This is a genomic window from Microbulbifer variabilis (assembly GCF_023716485.1).
Lineage (GTDB): Bacteria > Pseudomonadota > Gammaproteobacteria > Pseudomonadales > Cellvibrionaceae > Microbulbifer > Microbulbifer variabilis_B.
Genome location: NZ_CP092418.1, coordinates 1,727,513 through 1,744,566, shown reverse-complemented (window position 1 = coordinate 1,744,566; position 17,054 = coordinate 1,727,513). Strand labels below are relative to the sequence as shown.

Sequence of the window (17,054 nt, the reverse complement as noted above, 5' to 3'; positions counted from 1 at the left end):
TTGCCGCAAGGGGAAGAGACAGGGGAGTAGGCACATCACTGCTATTCTCGCCAATCAATTCCAACACTCCAATTTGGCCCTTAACTGGGTAAACCATGGAAGTAAATGATGAACACCTACAACAATGCAATTACCGCGTCTGGAAGCGGTTTTGGCCGGGCTTTTGCAGATAATTTTCTCGGTGAGGCTCCGGACTGGTACAAATTAACCATCGCCGCCTTCCTACTTTTAAACCCTCTCCTACTCTATGTCAGCGGCCCCTTCATCACCGGCTGGGTGCTAATCGGGGAATTTATTTTTACCCTGGCCATGGCTTTAAAATGCTACCCATTGCAACCAGGCGGACTGCTTGCAATCGAAGCCGTGTTGATGGGCATGACCAGTACTGATGCGGTTTACCACGAGGTAGTAGAGAATATAGAAGTTATCTTGTTGCTAATGTTTATGGTGGCAGGCATCTACTTTATGAAGAGCCTGTTACTATTTGTCTTCACCAAGATCCTTATTCATGTAAATTCTAAAAGCCTATTGTCACTATTGTTCTGTGCAGTGGCAGCTGTGCTTTCCGCCTTTTTGGATGCACTTACCGTAACAGCTGTTTTGATTGCCGTTGCTGTTGGCTTTTATTCGGTATACCACCGGGTTGCATCACAACAACCCCATCACCACCATAGTCACGATCACTCCAACGATGAGCATGTGGTCGAGTATCACCGTGAGGATTTAGATCAGTTCCGGGCCTACTTGCGCAGCCTGATCATGCACGGCGCTGTCGGCACCGCACTCGGCGGAGTATGTACCTTAGTGGGCGAGCCGCAAAATCTCCTCATTGCCGAGAAAGCCGGATGGGAATTTGTGCAGTTTTTCCTACAAATGGCTCCAGTGACCATCCCCACCCTGTTTGCCGGACTAATAACTTGCGTAGTCTTGGAAAAAACCAAGGTATTCGGTTACGGCGTACAGCTTCCCCTAGCGGTTAGGGAAGTTTTAGTAAACTTCTCCAAGGAAGAAGAAAGCAAACGTACCAGCGCCCAGGTTGCTGAGCTCTGGATACAGGGTATTGTTGCACTAGTTCTAGTATTCGCCCTGGCCTTCCACGTTGCAGAAGTTGGCATGATTGGCCTGATGATTATTGTATTGCTAACGGCCTTTAATGGGGTGGTTCAAGAAGCTCGTATCGGCCATGCCTTTGAAGAAGCACTGCCTTTTACTGCACTTTTAGTTGTGTTCTTCGCGATTGTTGCAGTCATTCATCAACAACACCTATTTGAACCCGTGACTCACTTCGTACTATCGCAAAAGCCTGAACAACAACCGGCTTTACTGTTTGTTGCCAACGGTATTCTATCCATGATCAGTGATAACGTGTTTGTCGCCACCGTATATATCAATGAAGTTAAATCGGCTCTCGTTGCTGGCGATATAACTCGGGAGCACTTCGACAAACTAGCTATTGCCATCAATACTGGCACCAACTTACCGAGTGTTGCCACACCTAATGGGCAGGCGGCATTCTTATTTCTTCTGACGTCGGCCCTTGCGCCCCTCATCCGCCTATCCTACGGCCGCATGGTGATTATGGCCCTACCCTATACATTAGTACTCAGTGCTGTAGCTCTGTTTTGTGTGATTTACACTCTCTAGAGAATAATTCGCCGGCAAATACCCAGTATTAGCCGGCAGCCCCAAAGCTATGACCCAACGATAAGAAGAGTAACCAGCAATAAAAAAGCCCGCTTAGCGGGCTTTTTTATTGCTTACCAGAAGTGCTTCCCAGCAGATTTCTGCAAAAGCTCAAGCATAGACAGGTGCGCTTCCTGCTCATGTCCCGAAGCCTGGATTACCCTGAGAGAGGGCCGATTCTGCGGAAGCCTGCGAATTACCGATGATACACTCTCCCCCTTTGCCTGCTCACTCTCCTCAGAGCTTTGCCCATCGCCCCCCTGAGCCAACCCCAAATCGGTTTGGCCTCCAGTCATCATCAGGTAGACGTCGGCAAGTATCTCCGCATCTAGCAGAGCGCCATGCAGATCTCGCTGTGAATTGTCGACGAAATAACGTTTACACAACGCATCCAGGTTGTTCTTTTGACCAGGATGCTTTTCTCGCGCAAGGGCCAGAGTATCCAACACACTGCAATGAGCATTCACATGCTGCCAGCGTGGACTGCCCAACAACTTTAGCTCGGCATTTATAAAGCCAACATCAAACGGGGCGTTGTGAATAACGAGCTCAGCACCCTCGCAGAAAGCCATAAATTCGTCGGCGATCTGCGCAAAAACGGGCTTATCCGCAAGGAACTCGTTGGTGATACCGTGAACTTCAATCGCCCCATCATCAACCTGCCGCTGAGGGTTTATATATTGATGATAATGACGCCCTGTAAGCTTACGGTTTTCAAGCTCCACACAGCCTATTTCAATAATTCGGTGGCCATTCTTGGGATCTAGGCCGGTAGTTTCGGTGTCCAGTACAACCTGGCGCATAACTCACTCCCCGTCAGAATTACAGCTCATCTATACCACGATTGGCTAACTGGTCAGCCCGCTCATTTCCAGGGTGGCCAGCATGGCCCTTCACCCAGTGCCACTCGACCTGATGCCTGGCAACGCCTTCATCCAACTGACGCCAGAGATCGGCATTTTTTACTGGCTTTTTACTCGCCGTCTTCCAACCATTCTTTTTCCAGTTATTGATCCAACCAGTGATCCCCTGCCTTAGATATTGGGAATCGGTATGTAATTCAACCTCACAGGGCTGCTTCAGGGCTTCCAATGCCTTGATCGCAGCCATCAGCTCCATACGGTTATTGGTGGTATGGGACTCCCCTCCACATAACTCTTTTTCATGCTCTCCGTAAACCAGTAGAGCTCCCCAGCCACCTGGACCCGGGTTGCCACGACAGGCGCCATCTGTGTAGATAGTAATTTGCTTCAAAATCAGTGCCAGAAATAGGAGTAAATCAGCTTCTGGAGACTCCCCCAGAGCTATCGCTTCTGATGTTTTCCCCGTGCAGCGACACGGGGACTTGTAGGTGTTGCTACCAGGGCAGGCTTACGCTCAGCACGCCAATCTATCTTGATTGTCCGCACCCGCGCCACTTCTTTGCGCGCGACTATGATGTAAAAGCCACCCCAAGGCAAGCGCAGGCGGTTAGCGAGCCTCTCCATCCAGGCCGACTTAGCGAGTAGCTCACGTTGCTGTAAAGGCAGACGGAAGAAGCCTCGATGCATCTGTTCAGCCTGGAGATCCAGTAGGTTCATCCAGTCAGCAATCCTGGCTGCCCTCAATTGATTGCCTTTTTGATAGGCTCCACGTGAAAATAACAGGCGTGATAGACCCAACAAAGAAAAGGGATTGAACCCCATTAGCAGCATGTGACCGCCAGGTATCAGTACTCGCGCCGCTTCACGCAAAATTTGATGGGGATGAGTGGAAAAGTCCAGCAAATGATGTAAAAGGACCACATCAATTGACTCAGAGGGGAGTGGCAGGTGTTCCATCTCTACAATAGCCGACCCTTGCTGCTCCGGGCAAACCGCCAAGCGAAAGCAATGATTAATACGGCTAGAAGCGGCAAAATCTACGGCATCAGTAACCCCCGCCTGCAATAGATGGTAACCAAAGAATCCTTCAACCAAAGGCTGGGTCAGCGCCAATTGCTGAGAAAGAATCTCCTGCCCTAGACTACTTGAAAACCAGTGAGAAAGGGCCGGACTGGCTTTGCGCAATAGCGATGACTCTATCGACTCACGAGATCTGGACTTATCAGTCATTCACTCTCCTTAAGAACCAGGCAGAAATCAAATTGATTATCCTGCACTCCCGTAGCCATCCTTTACGGTGGTTAGCTCTAAATGCTATGCAGTTTAACATCATGTCGATCATTCATTTACGAGACACTACAGAAAGCTTGCTGCTAGGCAAGCACACTCCTCTACACCTTTCGGTTAATATCCATGATATCGTTCCGGCATTGAGTTGGCAGGCAGAACAAATATGCTCTCCGTAACCCCTATTCCCGCATTAAATGACAACTATATCTGGCATCTTGAGAAGGATGGTGAGCACTGGGTCGTCGATCCCGGTGAAGCCGAGCCGGTAATCAAGACCTTAGGGGAAGCCCCCCTAAGTGGCATTTTAATTACTCATCATCATTATGATCATACAGGCGGCATCAAAACACTGCACAAGCATTATGAATGCCCAGTGTTCGGCCCCGAATCCATCAAAGGAGTAACCAATCCAATTGCCGACGGGGATACATTTTTACTGTTAGGACTACCAACTGAAGTCCGGGGTATTCCCGGCCACACCCTGGACCACTTAGCGATAATTCTGAAAGAGGAATCTGCCAGCGGCAGTCGGCAGCCTCATCTATTTTGTGGTGATACACTTTTTGCCGCCGGCTGTGGCCGCATATTTGAGGGAACCCCAAAGCAGATGCTCAATTCCCTACAAATGCTAACCAAACTACCAAAACATACCCTTGTTTACTGTGCCCATGAATACACGCTCAGTAACCTCCGGTTTGCCCATACTGTAGAACCTGGAAATACTGCGGTTAGTGAACGACTAGCCCACACCCAAACCTTGCGGCAATCCGGCGAGCCGACCCTGCCTAGCAGCATTTCCGAGGAACTGGCAACAAACCCTTTCTTGCGCTGCCAATTTCCAGAGGTTGCTCAAAGTGGTGCCCATCATCTGGGGCGGGAAACGCCCGAAGAGCTCAGTGAAGTTGAAATATTTTCCAGCCTTCGCGACTGGAAAGACCATTTCTAATAGAGGTGGCCATAACGCCATAAGTCATGACCAGCCGCTTAGCGCCCTCAAATACTGTCTGTTTTTTATCCATCTACATTGACCGAAACTATTCCCACTAATTAGAATCAGAAGGCTATGATCCAATGCTCAGTGTTAGCAAAAAATAAGCGCCTTCGCGCGAGCTGAGTGGGAATTAAAAGAATTACTCGCGGATATCAAACATGGTTCACAAGAATTTTGCCGCAGCATTGCTGGCCGCTACGGTTGGAGCTTGCTCGCAAATACCTGAGACTGGCTCATCTCCCGATAGCGAAAGTCAGCAGACGCAAGAAACCAGCCCTGCAAATAACCTTGAGATATCTTCCCCTATTTCCACGGAAGCAACCCCGCCCCCTACAGATATCTGGGAGCGCCTGCGCCGGGGATTTCGCCTCAATCACCGCACTGAAGATCCGAAAGTGCAGGATTACATCGCTTATTTCTCTCGTAATGAAGGCTATATGTCGCGGGTTACAGAGAGGTCTCGCCGCTATATCTTTCATGTTGCAGAGGAGTTAGAGCAGGCAAATATGCCTCTTGAGCTCGCCTTATTGCCTATAGTGGAGAGCGCCTACGATCCCTTTGCTTACTCGCATGCACAAGCCTCCGGAATGTGGCAATTTATCCCCGCAACCGGTCGCTCTTTCGGCCTCCAGCAAAATTGGTGGTATGACGGACGCCGAGATGTACATGAATCGACCCGCGCAGCCGTAAAATACTTCAAATACTTATTCGAGCGTTTTGATGGCGACTGGGAGCTTACTCTAGCAGCTTACAATGCTGGGGAAGGAACTGTGCGTCGCTCAATAGAGCGCAACCGCCGCAGAGGACAAGGAACTTCTTTCTGGGAAATCAAGTTACCACGCGAAACAAAGCGCTATGTACCACAGCTTCTAGCACTTGCTGAGGTAGTATCCCGCCCAGAGCATTACAAGGTACCTCTACACGAAGTCGCTAACGAACCCTACTATGCCCGCGTCAATGTTGGCAGCCAGATAGATCTTTCCCAAGCCGCAGAGCTTGCTCAAATCGAGTTAGATGAGCTTTACCTACTCAACCCCGGGTTTAACCGATGGGCCACTGACCCCAATGGCAATCACCACCTGCTTATTCCAGTAGAAAGCCTAGAGCGCTTTGAGTCGGCCTTGGAAGAACTGCCCGTAGAGCAACGCGTAACCTGGGAGCGCTATACTATCGCCCGCGGAGATACGCTTTCTACCATCGCGCGGCGCTATCAGACAACCATCTCAGCCATTCGTGAAGCCAACAAGCTGCGAAATAACAATATTCGCGCGGGTAAAACCCTACTTATCCCTAGCGCCTCTGGTCCAGAGGGCCAGTATGCGTACACCGTAGACCAGAGAGTGAAACAGCGCCAAGCTACTGACCAAGGGCAGAGGTCGAGCTACACAGTACAACCCGGTGACAGCCTTTGGGCCATCTCGCGCAAACTGAAAGTGAGCGTCAAGGAGCTCGCTCATTGGAATAGCATGGCTCCAGGGGACACCCTTCGCCCAGGCCGGACACTGGTTGCCTACAATGGGGATTCAGGTAGCAGCAACCGTACCACTCGCAAACTCTCATACAAGGTAAGAAACGGAGACTCCCTCTACCGAATTGCCAATAAGTTCAGTATCAAAATCGACGATATTTTACGCTGGAACAAAATTCCCAAGTCGAAATATCTACAACCCGGCCAGCGTTTAACTCTCTTCGTCGATAGTGCACATAACAGCTAATCTTTTTTCCAAACGCTATTAACCGCAATAAAAAACCCGGCAAAAGCCGGGTTTTTTATTGGCCAAATTGACCGGCCTATACAGGCTTACCTGCTATTCGCCTGTAGAACTAAGCTCCACTTTGGCCTGATCAGACAGGTAACGGCGAATTGCAGCCAATTCTGCACCACCATTCACTGATGCTAACTGCTGCATCAAGGCTCGGCGCTGCTCCTTACTCTGCTGGGAGAGGTCGCCTGGACGCACATCACGCAATGCCAAAACAATCTGGTTGCCGTTGCTCACTGCAAAAACAGCCAACTCCTCAGAACCTGCCGTAGGCACAGGCATAGAGAAAGCTTTACTATTGATCTCAGCGCGCTCACCGAAACCACCTCGACGAGTCTTATCACTAGCCTCCAGGGTCAAGCCCTGCTCCTGGGCCAGCTCGGCAAAATCACCGCCAGATGCCAAACTTTCTTTCAAGCTTTCCGCCTTTTGGGCAAGCTGAGCGCTCGCCTTGTCACGCTTCAGAACGTCAACAATCTGCTCGCGCACCTCTTCCAGCGGGTAAATACCTGCAGGTTTGGAGTCTGTCACTCGCAATACGACAGAATGCTCATTATTGAGATTCAGCACATCAGAGGTATTGCCGTCCTCCATCACCTCTGGAGAAAAAGCAGCCTCTACTACCTGGCCATTAGCCAGTACCCCACTACCATTTGAGCGAGAGAAAAGACCGCTGGTTTGTAAGGATACCCCTAATTCCTCAGCCGGGCCTGCCAAGCTTTCAGCATTGTAGGCCAGATCTGCCAAGCGACTCAGGGCATCCAGAAACTCTCTTTCCGCTGCCGCAGTACGCAACTGATTTTCAATAGCGCTCTTACGCTCTTCAAAAACCGGCGGCTCACTCTCTTCCACTTCTAAGAGCTTAATAAAATGAGTGCCACTATCAGTGGTAACTGGAGCAGAAACCTGCCCAACTTCCAGAGAAGCAAGGGCCTCTTCAAAAGCTTGCGGGAATACATCGCCAGTAGTGAAGCCGAGGTCTCCCCCTTCATCACGGGAACCAATATCCTCCGAGTAACTTTTGGCCAGTTCAGCAAAATCTTCACCGGCGTCGAGTTTCACCTGAATTTCATTCAATTTTTCCTGATCTGCATCTTCCAAAAGAATATGCGCTGCACGACGGCGAAGATCAGAACCAAAATTAGCAAGCTCCAGGTCATATTGAGCGCGAACATCCTCTTCAGAGATATCAATGTTGGAGGCAAAAACCTCCGGAGTCAGCTCGATATACTCAACCGCTACCTGCTCAGGCCGCTGGTATTGACTCTGGTTGGCTTGGTAATACTGCTCAACTTCAGCATCACTAACGTCTGTAGAGGCCAATAACTCCTGCACAGGCAACACAACGTAGGAAAAGTCGCGCTCTTCCATAGAGGCTGCAACTATCTGCTCAGCGTCTTCCTTGGTGGTAAAGGCACTGGCAGTAACGCTATCCGCATATTGTTGCAAAGACAGATCGCCCTCAACAATTTGCGGGAAACTAGCTGTGCTATACCCCATACGGCGTAAAGCATCACGATATAGCTGGGTGTTAAAGGTACCGTTGACCTGGAAGGCCGGAATATCGGTAATCGCCTTATTAACCGCAGCGGTACTCATTACCATACCACTCTCCTGAGCAGCCTGGCGCATGACTGAAGTGGAAATCAATTGGCGTAAAACCGGTTCACGCAGCTGCTCATCACTGATCAAGTCCGCCGGAACATCCTCTCCGTATTGGCTCATGATCATACTGCGGCGGTTTTGTATGGCCCGCTGCAAATCCATATTAGTGATTTTTTCACCATTGACCTCGGCGACCGCGTCGGTGGCACCACCACTGGCACCGGTAAAAAAATCGATTCCCCCAATGACCATAATGAACCCAAAGAATGCCGCAACAATAATGGCTGCCGTTCCCTTCAGGTTATCGCGCATGGACTGAAGCATGCTCAGCTCCGAATTTTCACTCTAATTGTTCAACTGTTAGCAGATACAAAAAAGGCGTATCGAAATTGACACGCCTCTTTGCACTTCGACTTTTACAAGGTTTCGAAGTTCACCGAAACTTAGTTTACGGCGTCTTTCAGGGCTTTACCGGCCTTGAAGTTAGGAATTTTTGCCGCTGCAATTTCAATCGGGTCGCCAGTGCGTGGGTTGCGGCCAGTGCGGGCTGCACGCTCTTTTACTGCAAAAGTACCAAAGCCCACCAAGGCAACCTGATCGCCTTTTTTAAGCGCATCAGTAATGCTGTCAACCATTGCGTCCAAAGCACGGCCAGCTGCAGCTTTAGGAATATCTGCAGACTCAGCAATAGCTTCAATCAGTTCGGACTTATTCACGCTTAATCCCTCTGTTCTTTTAAATATGTTTAGGGCATGCCCTCAGGCAAGGCATCCCTTCTCGTAACTTTCTAACCACCGGCAATTTTAGCGCCGGCCAAATAAGGCCCGTTTTATACCAACTGCCCGGTAGCGGGTCAAGGAACCATGCGGGTTTCCGGCCGGTAAGACAAACCTCAGGTAACAAAAATCAATTTTGTGGTTAGATTTTGGTCTTGTAAATTGTTACGGGGTGACAGTTGTCACCCCGAATGCGATTAATGGGTTTGAACGGATCTCTGTGAGCGCTCTTCAGCCTGCTTTTGCAAAGCAGAATATTCCTCATCAGTAAGAGACTCGGGTTTGTGCTCAAGCGCCAATTCAAGAACCTGATCAATCCATTTAACCGGTTTTACCACCAGATCCTGAAGAATATTGTCGGGAATATCCTTCAAGTCTCGCTCGTTATCGGCAGGAATCAGCACAGTTTTTATACCGCCCCGATGCGCCGCCAATAACTTTTCCTTCAGACCTCCAATTCGTAAAACTTCTCCCCTCAGGGTGATTTCTCCGGTCATTGCCACATCCGAACGAACTGGAATATTGGTCAGTACGGAAACCAGTGCCGTGCACATGGCGATACCCGCAGAGGGCCCATCTTTTGGCGTTGCACCTTCCGGAACATGAATATGGATATCCCTGGTTTCATGGAAATCTGGGCCAATACCGAGTGCCTGGGAGCGTGAGCGCACCACTGTCAATGCAGCCTGAATAGACTCCTGCATCACATCGCCGAGAGAACCGGTCTTGATCATGCGCCCTTTACCCGGAACAGCAGAGGCCTCAATATTGAGAAGTTCACCACCCACCTCTGTCCAGGCTAGGCCGGTAACAATCCCGATCTTGTTCTCTTCCTCGGCGCGACCAAAGTCAAACTTGCGCACACCCAACAACTCTTCCAGTTCCTCAGGCTGCACTATCGCTTTTTTGTCCGAAGGATTACGGACATGCTCCGTTACAATCTTGCGGCAAACTTTGGCAATTTCCCGGTCGAGCCCCCGCACACCCGCTTCACGAGTGTAGTAACGAACGATATCCCGGATTGACTGGTCAGAAAGCTCCAGCTCATCCTCTTTCAACCCATTGGCTTTACGTTGCTTGGGTACCAGGTAGCGCTGAGCAATGTTGAGCTTCTCATCCTCGGTATAACCGGGGATACGAATAACCTCCATGCGATCCAGCAAGGGACCGGGGATGTTCATGGAGTTTGAGGTGCACACAAACATCACATCCGAAAGGTCGTAATCCACCTCCAAGTAGTGGTCGTTAAATGTCTTGTTTTGCTCTGGATCAAGTACTTCGAGCAGGGCCGACGCGGGGTCACCACGCTGATCCATACCCATTTTGTCGACCTCATCGAGCAGGAAAAGCGGATTCTTAACGCCGACTTTGGATATTTTCTGTACCAGCTTACCTGGCAGAGAACCTATGTAAGTGCGTCTATGCCCGCGGATTTCTGCTTCATCACGAACGCCACCAAGGGCCATACGCACATACTGGCGGTTAGTCGCACGAGCGATAGACTGCCCGAGTGAGGTCTTACCAACCCCGGGAGGCCCAACCAGGCAAAGGATCGGCCCCTTCACTTTCTTGACACGTTTTTGCACAGCAAGATATTCGAGGATGCGCTCTTTCACCTCTTCTAGGCCATAGTGCTCTTTCTCGAGAATCTCTTCGGCTTTCTTTAGGTCATGTCGCACCCGGCTAGCTTTTTTCCAAGGAAGGCTCAACATCCAATCAATATAGCTACGCAATACCGATGCTTCTGCCGACATGGGCGACATCATTTTCAGCTTGGCCAGCTCGGCACGGGTTTTCTTTTCCGCCTCTGCAGACATTCCTGAATCTGCAATCTTGTTTTCCAGCTCCTCAATTTCATTGGGCTCTTCAGTAATTTCGCCCAATTCTTTTTGAATCGCCTTCATCTGCTCATTGAGGTAGTACTCGCGCTGGCTCTTTTCCATCTGCTTCTTAACACGGCCGCGAATACGCTTCTCCACCTGTATCAGGTCGATCTCGGAATCCATCAAACCGAGCAAATGTTCCAGCCGCTCTTTGACATTGGAGGTTTCCAGCAGCTCTTGTTTCTGAGCCAGCTCGAGGGACATGTGCGCGGAGATGGTATCCGCCAGGCGCCCCGGCTCATCAATGCCAGACAGCGAGGTAATGACCTCATTGGGGACCTTCTTACTGATGGAGACATACTGCTCGAACTGAGACATAACCGAGCGCACCAAGGCTTCAGCCTCTCCCTCGGACAGCTCAGTAGTTTCTATAGGCTCGACAGTAGCCTCAAAGTGATTATCGTGCTCGGCAACATCGAGGATATTGACCCTCTCCCCCCCTTCCACAAGCACTTTCACAGTGCCATCTGGAAGCTTGAGAAGCTGCAGAACACTGGCAATAGTACCAACGCGATAGATGTCCTCGGCGCCAGGGTCATCTTCCGATGCTCTCCTCTGGGCTACGAGTAGCACTTGCTTATCCCTGCGCATGGCCTCTTCCAGAGCCTCAATGGATTTTTCCCTGCCGACGAACAGCGGAATCACCATGTGGGGGTAAACAACAACATCGCGCAATGGCAACAATGGATATTCAAGCTTGGTGTCGGATGACTGATCCATAGAACTCCTCTCGGCCCTATCACTGGGTATTTGGCGCGGCATCATGCTGCTGTTGAAATTGACAGCTTAATTTGGGCCACCGCCCGTCAGTTGCTAGAGATGGGGGGGGAGAGCCCGGAATACAAGTCTAATCTCGCGACCAATTTGTGCCGAATTCAACTGAATACTGGCTGGCCGCTGGTAGTTAAGCATGTCAAACAGGTAGAAAGGATAGATTTGAATAACAATTGGCTATAAAAAAAGCCCCACAAGTGGGGCTTTTTAATATGGAGAGTTATTCCTCTGGCGCCGCCTTTTGCGGCTGGCTTTCACTTTCGTAAACCAACAGCGGTGCCGACTCCCCCTTTATCACCGCCTCATCGATAACGACCTTAGCGACATCATCAGAAGATGGAATATCATACATAGTTTCCAGTAACACCGACTCCATGATAGAGCGAAGTCCCCGGGCACCAGTTTTGCGCTCCATAGCCTTAGTAGCCACAGCATCTAAGGCGTCTGGACGGAAGTCCAGCTCTACATCTTCCATTTCGAAGAGTTTTGCATACTGCTTGGTCAGAGCATTGCGCGGCTCAGTGAGAATTTGCACCAGAGCCTCGCGATCGAGCTCCTCCAGGGTCGCGGTAACCGGCAGGCGCCCAACAAACTCTGGTATAAGACCATAGCGAACCAGGTCTTCGGGTTCGAGGTCACGCAGAATTTCACCAAAGTTACTGGTTCCATCCTTAGACTTCACTTCAGCGCTAAACCCAATCCCCCCCTTCTCTGAGCGATCGCGAATCACCTTGTCAAGGCCCGCAAAGGCACCGCCACAGATGAACAGGATGTTAGAGGTATCCACTTGCAGGAATTCCTGCTGCGGGTGCTTACGACCACCCTGAGGGGGAACGGAAGCCACAGTACCTTCAATCAGTTTTAGCAGTGCCTGCTGCACACCCTCACCAGAGACGTCCCGGGTGATGGATGGGTTATCGGATTTACGTGAAATCTTGTCAATTTCATCGATGTAAACAATTCCCTGCTGGGCCTTCTCAACATCGTAATCACACTTTTGTAGCAGCTTTTGGATGATATTTTCTACATCCTCACCGACATAGCCAGCCTCAGTAAGAGTGGTGGCATCGGCGATGGTAAACGGCACGTTCAGCAGCCGCGCAAGGGTTTCAGCCAGCAGGGTTTTACCGCTACCAGTTGGACCCACCAGAAGAATGTTGGACTTGCTCAGCTCAACATCATCTTTGCCTTTAACGCCAGTTTTACTACGCAGGCGCTTATAGTGGTTGTAAACCGCAACCGCCAGGACACGCTTGGCCCTCTCCTGGCCAATCACGTACTGATCCAAAATCTCGGTGATTTCACGCGGCGTGGGTAGGCGCCCCTCCGGGCCCTCCGCAGTCTCCTGGACCTCTTCGCGAATGATATCGGTGCAGAGCTCGACACACTCATCGCAGATAAAGACTGACGGCCCAGCAATCAGCTTCCGCACCTCCTGCTGGCTTTTGCCACAGAAGGAGCAGTACAGCAATTTGCCGCTATCTTCTCCGCTGCTTTTGTCGGTCATCAAAATACTCCGTGGTCACTGGCCTACCAGGGCCTTTAATTCAGCTATTACAGCAAGATGCTGTCTCTTGGCGTTTTTTTCAAGCCCCCTCTGCCTGAGAAATGACTTTGAAAGAACTCTGGTTCTCTCTTCACGCCTTTAGCAAAATATTTTTGTTGATAGTGTTACTTTTCAAGAGCCTGACGGCGGGAAAGTACATCATCCACTAGACCATACTCCTTCGCCTCATCGGCACTCAGGAAGTGGTCACGCTCAGTATCTCTCTCAATATCACTGACCGGACGCCCAGAATGGTGGGCCATCAACTCATTTAAGCGATGACGAATTTTGAGGATTTCCTGAGCATGAATATGAATATCGCTAGCCTGCCCTTGAGCGCCACCACTGGGCTGATGGATCATCACCCGGGAGTTAGGGGTGGCAAACCGCTTACCTGGCGCTCCTGCCGTCAGCAGGAAGGCTCCCATGCTGCAAGCCTGACCAATACACATGGTGCTCACATCCGGCTTGATAAACTGCATGGTGTCATAAATGGACATACCTGCAGTTACAGATCCACCGGGAGAGTTGATATACAGATGAATGTCTTTATCAGGATTTTCTGCTTCGAGAAACAGTAACTGGGCAACTACCAGATTAGCCATGTGGTCTTCCACAGGGCCAACCAAGAAAATAACCCTTTCCTTCAATAGACGTGAGTAGATATCAAAGGAACGCTCACCCCTGGCAGTTTGTTCTACCACCATGGGCACCAAACCAGTCGCTAAGGGGTCAATTGAGGCTTGGGGATAATCGATTCGTGCCATAGGTACCATTGCTTCCTTTTGTGGCGTGTTCGGCAGGCCAGCATGCAAGCGCTAGGCGCCCGTGCTGAAAATTAGGTTTTCAGAGCTTAACCGGTCAGGCAGGATAAAGCCAGCCGGTAAAAAGGAAGGAGATGCAACGACGCCCGACTGAAGCGGGCGCCAATGCATTCGGAGATAAAGGGATAATTAACCCTGCTTCTGCGGCTTGATCACGTCGTCATAAGTACTTTTAACTTCTTCGACTTTTGCAGACTTCAGTACAAAGTCCACAACCTGATCTTCCAGAACTACCGATTCAACTCCAGAGAGCAGCTCGCGGTTATTGTAGTAGTATTCAACCACTTCTTCCGGTTGCTGGTAGGTAGAAGCCAGTTCCTCAACCTTAGCCTTCACCAGGTCTGCATCTACAGACAGTTCGTTTTTCTTAACGATCTCACCAACAACAAGGCCTAGAACTACACGACGCTTGGCCTGATCTTCGAACATAGTGTCCGGCAACATACGCTCAGCATCTTCAGCTTTGATCTGGCCACCAAACTGCTGAACCATTTGTCCACGCAGAGTGCTAACCTCACCTGCGACCAGGGCAGAAGGCAATTCGACCGGGTGCTGTTCAAACAACTGGTCCATCACCTGGGTTTTAACCTTGTTCAGCGCTGCGTTTTTCAGCTCACGCTCCATGTTACCGCGAACTTCTTCGCGGAACTTCTCTTCTCCACCCTCCTGAACACCATATGCCGCGAAGAATTCTTCATTCAGCTCGGGCAGCTCAGGCTTTTCAGAAGAGGTAACTTTAATATTGAAGGTTACCGCAGCACCACGTAGCTCTTCAGCTTGGTAGTCTTCAGGGAAGGTCAGGTCCAGATCTTTCTCTTCACCGGGCTTCATGCCGAGGATACCTTCCTCAAAACCGGGGATCATCTGGCCGGAGCCCAGTACCAACTGGTGACCTTCGGCCTTACCGCCCTCAAACTCTTCACCATCTTTACGGCCCAAGAAGTTGATCACAACACGATCACCTTTTTGTGCCTTGCGCTTGGTATCCTTCCAGGAAGACTGTTGTTTGCGCAGCACATCAACCATATTGTTAACATCCGCATCAGTTACTTCTGCAACTGGACGCTCAACGCTAACCTCAGCCAGGTCGGCCAATTCTACTTCTGGATAAACTTCAAAAGTGGCGACGTATTCCAGATTCTCGCCAGCTGCAGTTTGCTTTGCCTCAATGCTTGGCTGACCGGCAGGCTTAACTTCTTCCTGCTGAACCGCATCGTAGAAGGAACGGCTCATAACCTCGCCGAGCACTTCCTGGCGAACGCCGGCACCAAAGCGCTGACGCACAACTTTCATCGGCACCTTGCCTTTGCGGAAACCGTTTATACGAACAGTCTTAGCCGCCTGCTGAAGGCGCTTGTCCACTTCTTTATCGACGACTTCCGCCGGCAAGTTGACCGTTAAGCGACGCTCCAGACCGGAAGTAGTTTCGATGGAAACCTGCATGTTTATCCTCGTGAGACTATCTCTTTAATCGCGCCGCAGCGCCAACGAATACCGGGTCACCGAGACTTAGTCAGCAACCTCATGGGGAAACATCAAAACAAGATTTTGAGCTTCCGCCAAATACACAAGAAGCCCGCACCCACCCCTCCAGGGTAAGTCACACGGACTTCAAGGTTTTTGATTTGGTGGGGACGGGGAGACTCGAACTCCCACACCTTTCGGCACCAGAACCTAAATCTGGCGTGTCTACCAATTTCACCACGTCCCCGAAACTCTCTTACCGCTAACCCATTGATATATATAGGGTTTCGATCTTTTTTAAGACCTCATCGCGACAAGGGGTGCAGATTGTGCCACAGCATTTTAAAGGCATCAACACTTTACTGAAAAAAAATAAAAAAGGCGCCAGAAAGGCGCCTTTTGTGGGGTGCGGGAGATTAAACTCGCTCAACAATCGTAGTGATTCCCTGCCCCAAGCCGATACACATGGTGGATACACCAAGGTTTCCACCCTCGTTTTGCATAACGCTCAACAAGGTACCGGTAATGCGAACGCCTGAGCAACCGAAGGGGTGGCCAAGAGCGATAGCGCCACCGTACAGGTTGACCTTCTCATCCATCTGCTCGAGCAGATCCAGGTCCTTCAGCACCGGCAGCGCCTGCGCTGCAAATGCCTCATTCAGCTCAAACTTGTCGATATCGCCGACAGTTAGACCCGCTCTCTTGAGCGCCTTCTTGGTGGAAGGCACCGGACCGTAACCCATAATGGACGGATCAACACCGGCCAGCGTCATTTCCTTCACGCGAGCAATAGGGGTCATACCCAAAGCCTGAGCACGCTCAGCGGACATTACCAGCATCACAGAAGCACCGTCGGTGATCTGAGAGGAAGTGCCAGCTGTTACCTGGCCGTGCTTCGGGTCGAATGCCGGCTTCAGTTGAGCCAGACCTTCCACGGTGGTGTCAGGACGGATGGTTTGGTCCGTCTCAACCAGGAAAGGTACGCCGTCATCGTCATGGCCTTCAATAGCGATAATTTCGCGATTGAATTTGCCAGCCTTGGTAGCCTCAGCGGCGCGATGGTGAGAGCGCGCTCCGAACTCATCCATCTGCTGACGCTGGATACCGTGCATCATCGCCAGGTATTCAGCGGTCATACCCATGGAGCCGGCAGCTTTAGCCATATAGCGACCCAGCATTGGGTTGGGGCTAACATGCTCCATCATGTTCAGGTGACCCATGTGCTCAACACCACCCACAACGTACACATCGCCAACGCCAGCCTGGATGTTGGCAGCTGCAGTATGCAGGGAGGACATAGAGGAGCCGCACAGGCGGTTGACGGTTTGCGCCGGGATAGTGTGTGGCAGACCTGCGCGCAGCAGGATAAAGCGAGCTACATTAAAGCCCTGCTCATCGCGCTGCATAACACAGCCCCAGATCAGGTCATCGATCTCGGCAGGATCGAGCTTGTCATTGCGCTGCATGAACTTTTTCAGCAGTTCAGCGGACATATCATCAGCGCGAACATGGCGATATACACCATTCTTCGAGCGACCCATGGCCGTACGCGCGTAGTCGACGATTACGGCATCTCTAGGATTTAAACTCAT

General features: G+C 50.7%; 13 protein-coding genes and 1 tRNA gene. 3 read left to right on the top strand and 11 right to left on the bottom strand.

Translation table 11 applies throughout. The annotated features are described in order from the left end of the window. Window positions 1–108: 108 nt before the first annotated feature. The gene (gene nhaB / locus MJO52_RS07870) at window positions 109–1,644 is read left to right on the top strand and encodes a sodium/proton antiporter NhaB (protein ID WP_252085388.1); all 1,536 of its coding nucleotides are present in this window, start codon (window positions 109–111) and stop codon (window positions 1,642–1,644) included. Window positions 1,645–1,757: 113 nt separating this feature from the next. Here nhaB and dnaQ read toward each other — a convergent pair whose 3' ends face one another. The 3 genes from dnaQ to MJO52_RS07855 are packed head-to-tail and all read right to left on the bottom strand — an operon-like array spanning window position 1,758 to window position 3,776. After that, entirely contained in the window at window positions 1,758–2,486 is a 729-nt protein-coding gene (gene dnaQ, locus MJO52_RS07865; RefSeq protein ID WP_252085387.1) for a DNA polymerase III subunit epsilon, read from the bottom strand. 19 nt (window positions 2,487–2,505) lie between these two features. Continuing rightward, window positions 2,506–2,937 carry a ribonuclease HI gene (gene rnhA / locus MJO52_RS07860; protein WP_252085386.1) on the bottom strand — a complete coding sequence of 144 codons (432 nt, stop codon included), beginning with the start codon at window positions 2,935–2,937 and terminating at the stop codon, window positions 2,506–2,508. Window positions 2,938–2,987: 50 nt separating this feature from the next. Then, window positions 2,988–3,776, bottom strand: coding sequence for a class I SAM-dependent methyltransferase (locus tag MJO52_RS07855; RefSeq protein WP_252085385.1), 789 nt, complete (start codon window positions 3,774–3,776; stop codon window positions 2,988–2,990). A gap of 223 nt (window positions 3,777–3,999) precedes the next feature. Between MJO52_RS07855 and gloB the strand changes: the two genes are divergently transcribed. Next, window positions 4,000–4,782: a hydroxyacylglutathione hydrolase gene (gene gloB / locus MJO52_RS07850; protein WP_252085384.1), complete on the top strand. Its 783-nt coding sequence runs from the start codon at window positions 4,000–4,002 to the stop codon at window positions 4,780–4,782. A gap of 203 nt (window positions 4,783–4,985) precedes the next feature. After that, window positions 4,986–6,542, top strand: a complete 1,557-nt coding sequence (locus MJO52_RS07845) for a LysM peptidoglycan-binding domain-containing protein (RefSeq protein ID WP_252085383.1) — start codon at window positions 4,986–4,988, stop codon at window positions 6,540–6,542. Between the two features lie 93 nt (window positions 6,543–6,635). On the opposite strand, the gene MJO52_RS07840 is transcribed toward MJO52_RS07845, so the two are convergent. The 8 genes from MJO52_RS07840 to fadA form a co-directional block, all read right to left on the bottom strand. Then, window positions 6,636–8,519 carry a SurA N-terminal domain-containing protein gene (locus MJO52_RS07840; protein WP_252085382.1) on the bottom strand — a complete coding sequence of 628 codons (1,884 nt, stop codon included), beginning with the start codon at window positions 8,517–8,519 and terminating at the stop codon, window positions 6,636–6,638. Window positions 8,520–8,638: 119 nt separating this feature from the next. Continuing rightward, entirely contained in the window at window positions 8,639–8,911 is a 273-nt protein-coding gene (locus MJO52_RS07835; protein ID WP_067086576.1) for an HU family DNA-binding protein, read from the bottom strand. A 257-nt stretch (window positions 8,912–9,168) separates the two neighbouring features. Further along, window positions 9,169–11,574 (bottom strand): endopeptidase La, encoded by a 2,406-nt coding sequence (gene lon, locus MJO52_RS07830; RefSeq protein ID WP_252085381.1) that lies wholly within the window; start codon window positions 11,572–11,574, stop codon window positions 9,169–9,171. Between the two features lie 274 nt (window positions 11,575–11,848). Continuing rightward, on the bottom strand, window positions 11,849–13,135 hold the full coding sequence (gene clpX / locus MJO52_RS07825; RefSeq protein ID WP_252085380.1) for an ATP-dependent Clp protease ATP-binding subunit ClpX: 1,287 nt from the start codon (window positions 13,133–13,135) through the stop codon (window positions 11,849–11,851). A gap of 164 nt (window positions 13,136–13,299) precedes the next feature. Then, window positions 13,300–13,941: an ATP-dependent Clp endopeptidase proteolytic subunit ClpP gene (gene clpP / locus MJO52_RS07820; protein ID WP_252085379.1), complete on the bottom strand. Its 642-nt coding sequence runs from the start codon at window positions 13,939–13,941 to the stop codon at window positions 13,300–13,302. A 186-nt stretch (window positions 13,942–14,127) separates the two neighbouring features. Continuing rightward, window positions 14,128–15,441, bottom strand: coding sequence for a trigger factor (tig, locus tag MJO52_RS07815; protein WP_252085378.1), 1,314 nt, complete (start codon window positions 15,439–15,441; stop codon window positions 14,128–14,130). A gap of 183 nt (window positions 15,442–15,624) precedes the next feature. Continuing rightward, window positions 15,625–15,709: transfer RNA gene (locus MJO52_RS07810), tRNA-Leu, on the bottom strand. Window positions 15,710–15,878: 169 nt separating this feature from the next. Then, window positions 15,879–17,054 carry an acetyl-CoA C-acyltransferase FadA gene (gene fadA / locus MJO52_RS07805; protein WP_252085377.1) on the bottom strand — a complete coding sequence of 392 codons (1,176 nt, stop codon included), beginning with the start codon at window positions 17,052–17,054 and terminating at the stop codon, window positions 15,879–15,881.

What these genes read in the sequence shown, in the direction of transcription:
- dnaQ (WP_252085387.1), bottom strand. Translation starts at nt 2,486, where the DNA reads ATGCGCCAGGTTGTACTGGACACCGAAACTACCGGCCTAGATCCCAAG.
- tig (WP_252085378.1), bottom strand. Translation starts at nt 15,441, where the DNA reads ATGCAGGTTTCCATCGAAACTACTTCCGGTCTGGAGCGTCGCTTAACG.
- gloB (WP_252085384.1), top strand. Translation starts at nt 4,000, where the DNA reads ATGCTCTCCGTAACCCCTATTCCCGCATTAAATGACAACTATATCTGG.
- nhaB (WP_252085388.1), top strand. Translation starts at nt 109, where the DNA reads ATGAACACCTACAACAATGCAATTACCGCGTCTGGAAGCGGTTTTGGC.
- clpP (WP_252085379.1), bottom strand. Translation starts at nt 13,941, where the DNA reads ATGGCACGAATCGATTATCCCCAAGCCTCAATTGACCCCTTAGCGACT.
- MJO52_RS07840 (WP_252085382.1), bottom strand. Translation starts at nt 8,519, where the DNA reads ATGCTTCAGTCCATGCGCGATAACCTGAAGGGAACGGCAGCCATTATT.
- lon (WP_252085381.1), bottom strand. Translation starts at nt 11,574, where the DNA reads ATGGATCAGTCATCCGACACCAAGCTTGAATATCCATTGTTGCCATTG.
- clpX (WP_252085380.1), bottom strand. Translation starts at nt 13,135, where the DNA reads ATGACCGACAAAAGCAGCGGAGAAGATAGCGGCAAATTGCTGTACTGC.
- MJO52_RS07855 (WP_252085385.1), bottom strand. Translation starts at nt 3,776, where the DNA reads ATGACTGATAAGTCCAGATCTCGTGAGTCGATAGAGTCATCGCTATTG.
- fadA (WP_252085377.1), bottom strand. Translation starts at nt 17,054, where the DNA reads ATGAGTTTAAATCCTAGAGATGCCGTAATCGTCGACTACGCGCGTACG.
- MJO52_RS07845 (WP_252085383.1), top strand. Translation starts at nt 4,986, where the DNA reads ATGGTTCACAAGAATTTTGCCGCAGCATTGCTGGCCGCTACGGTTGGA.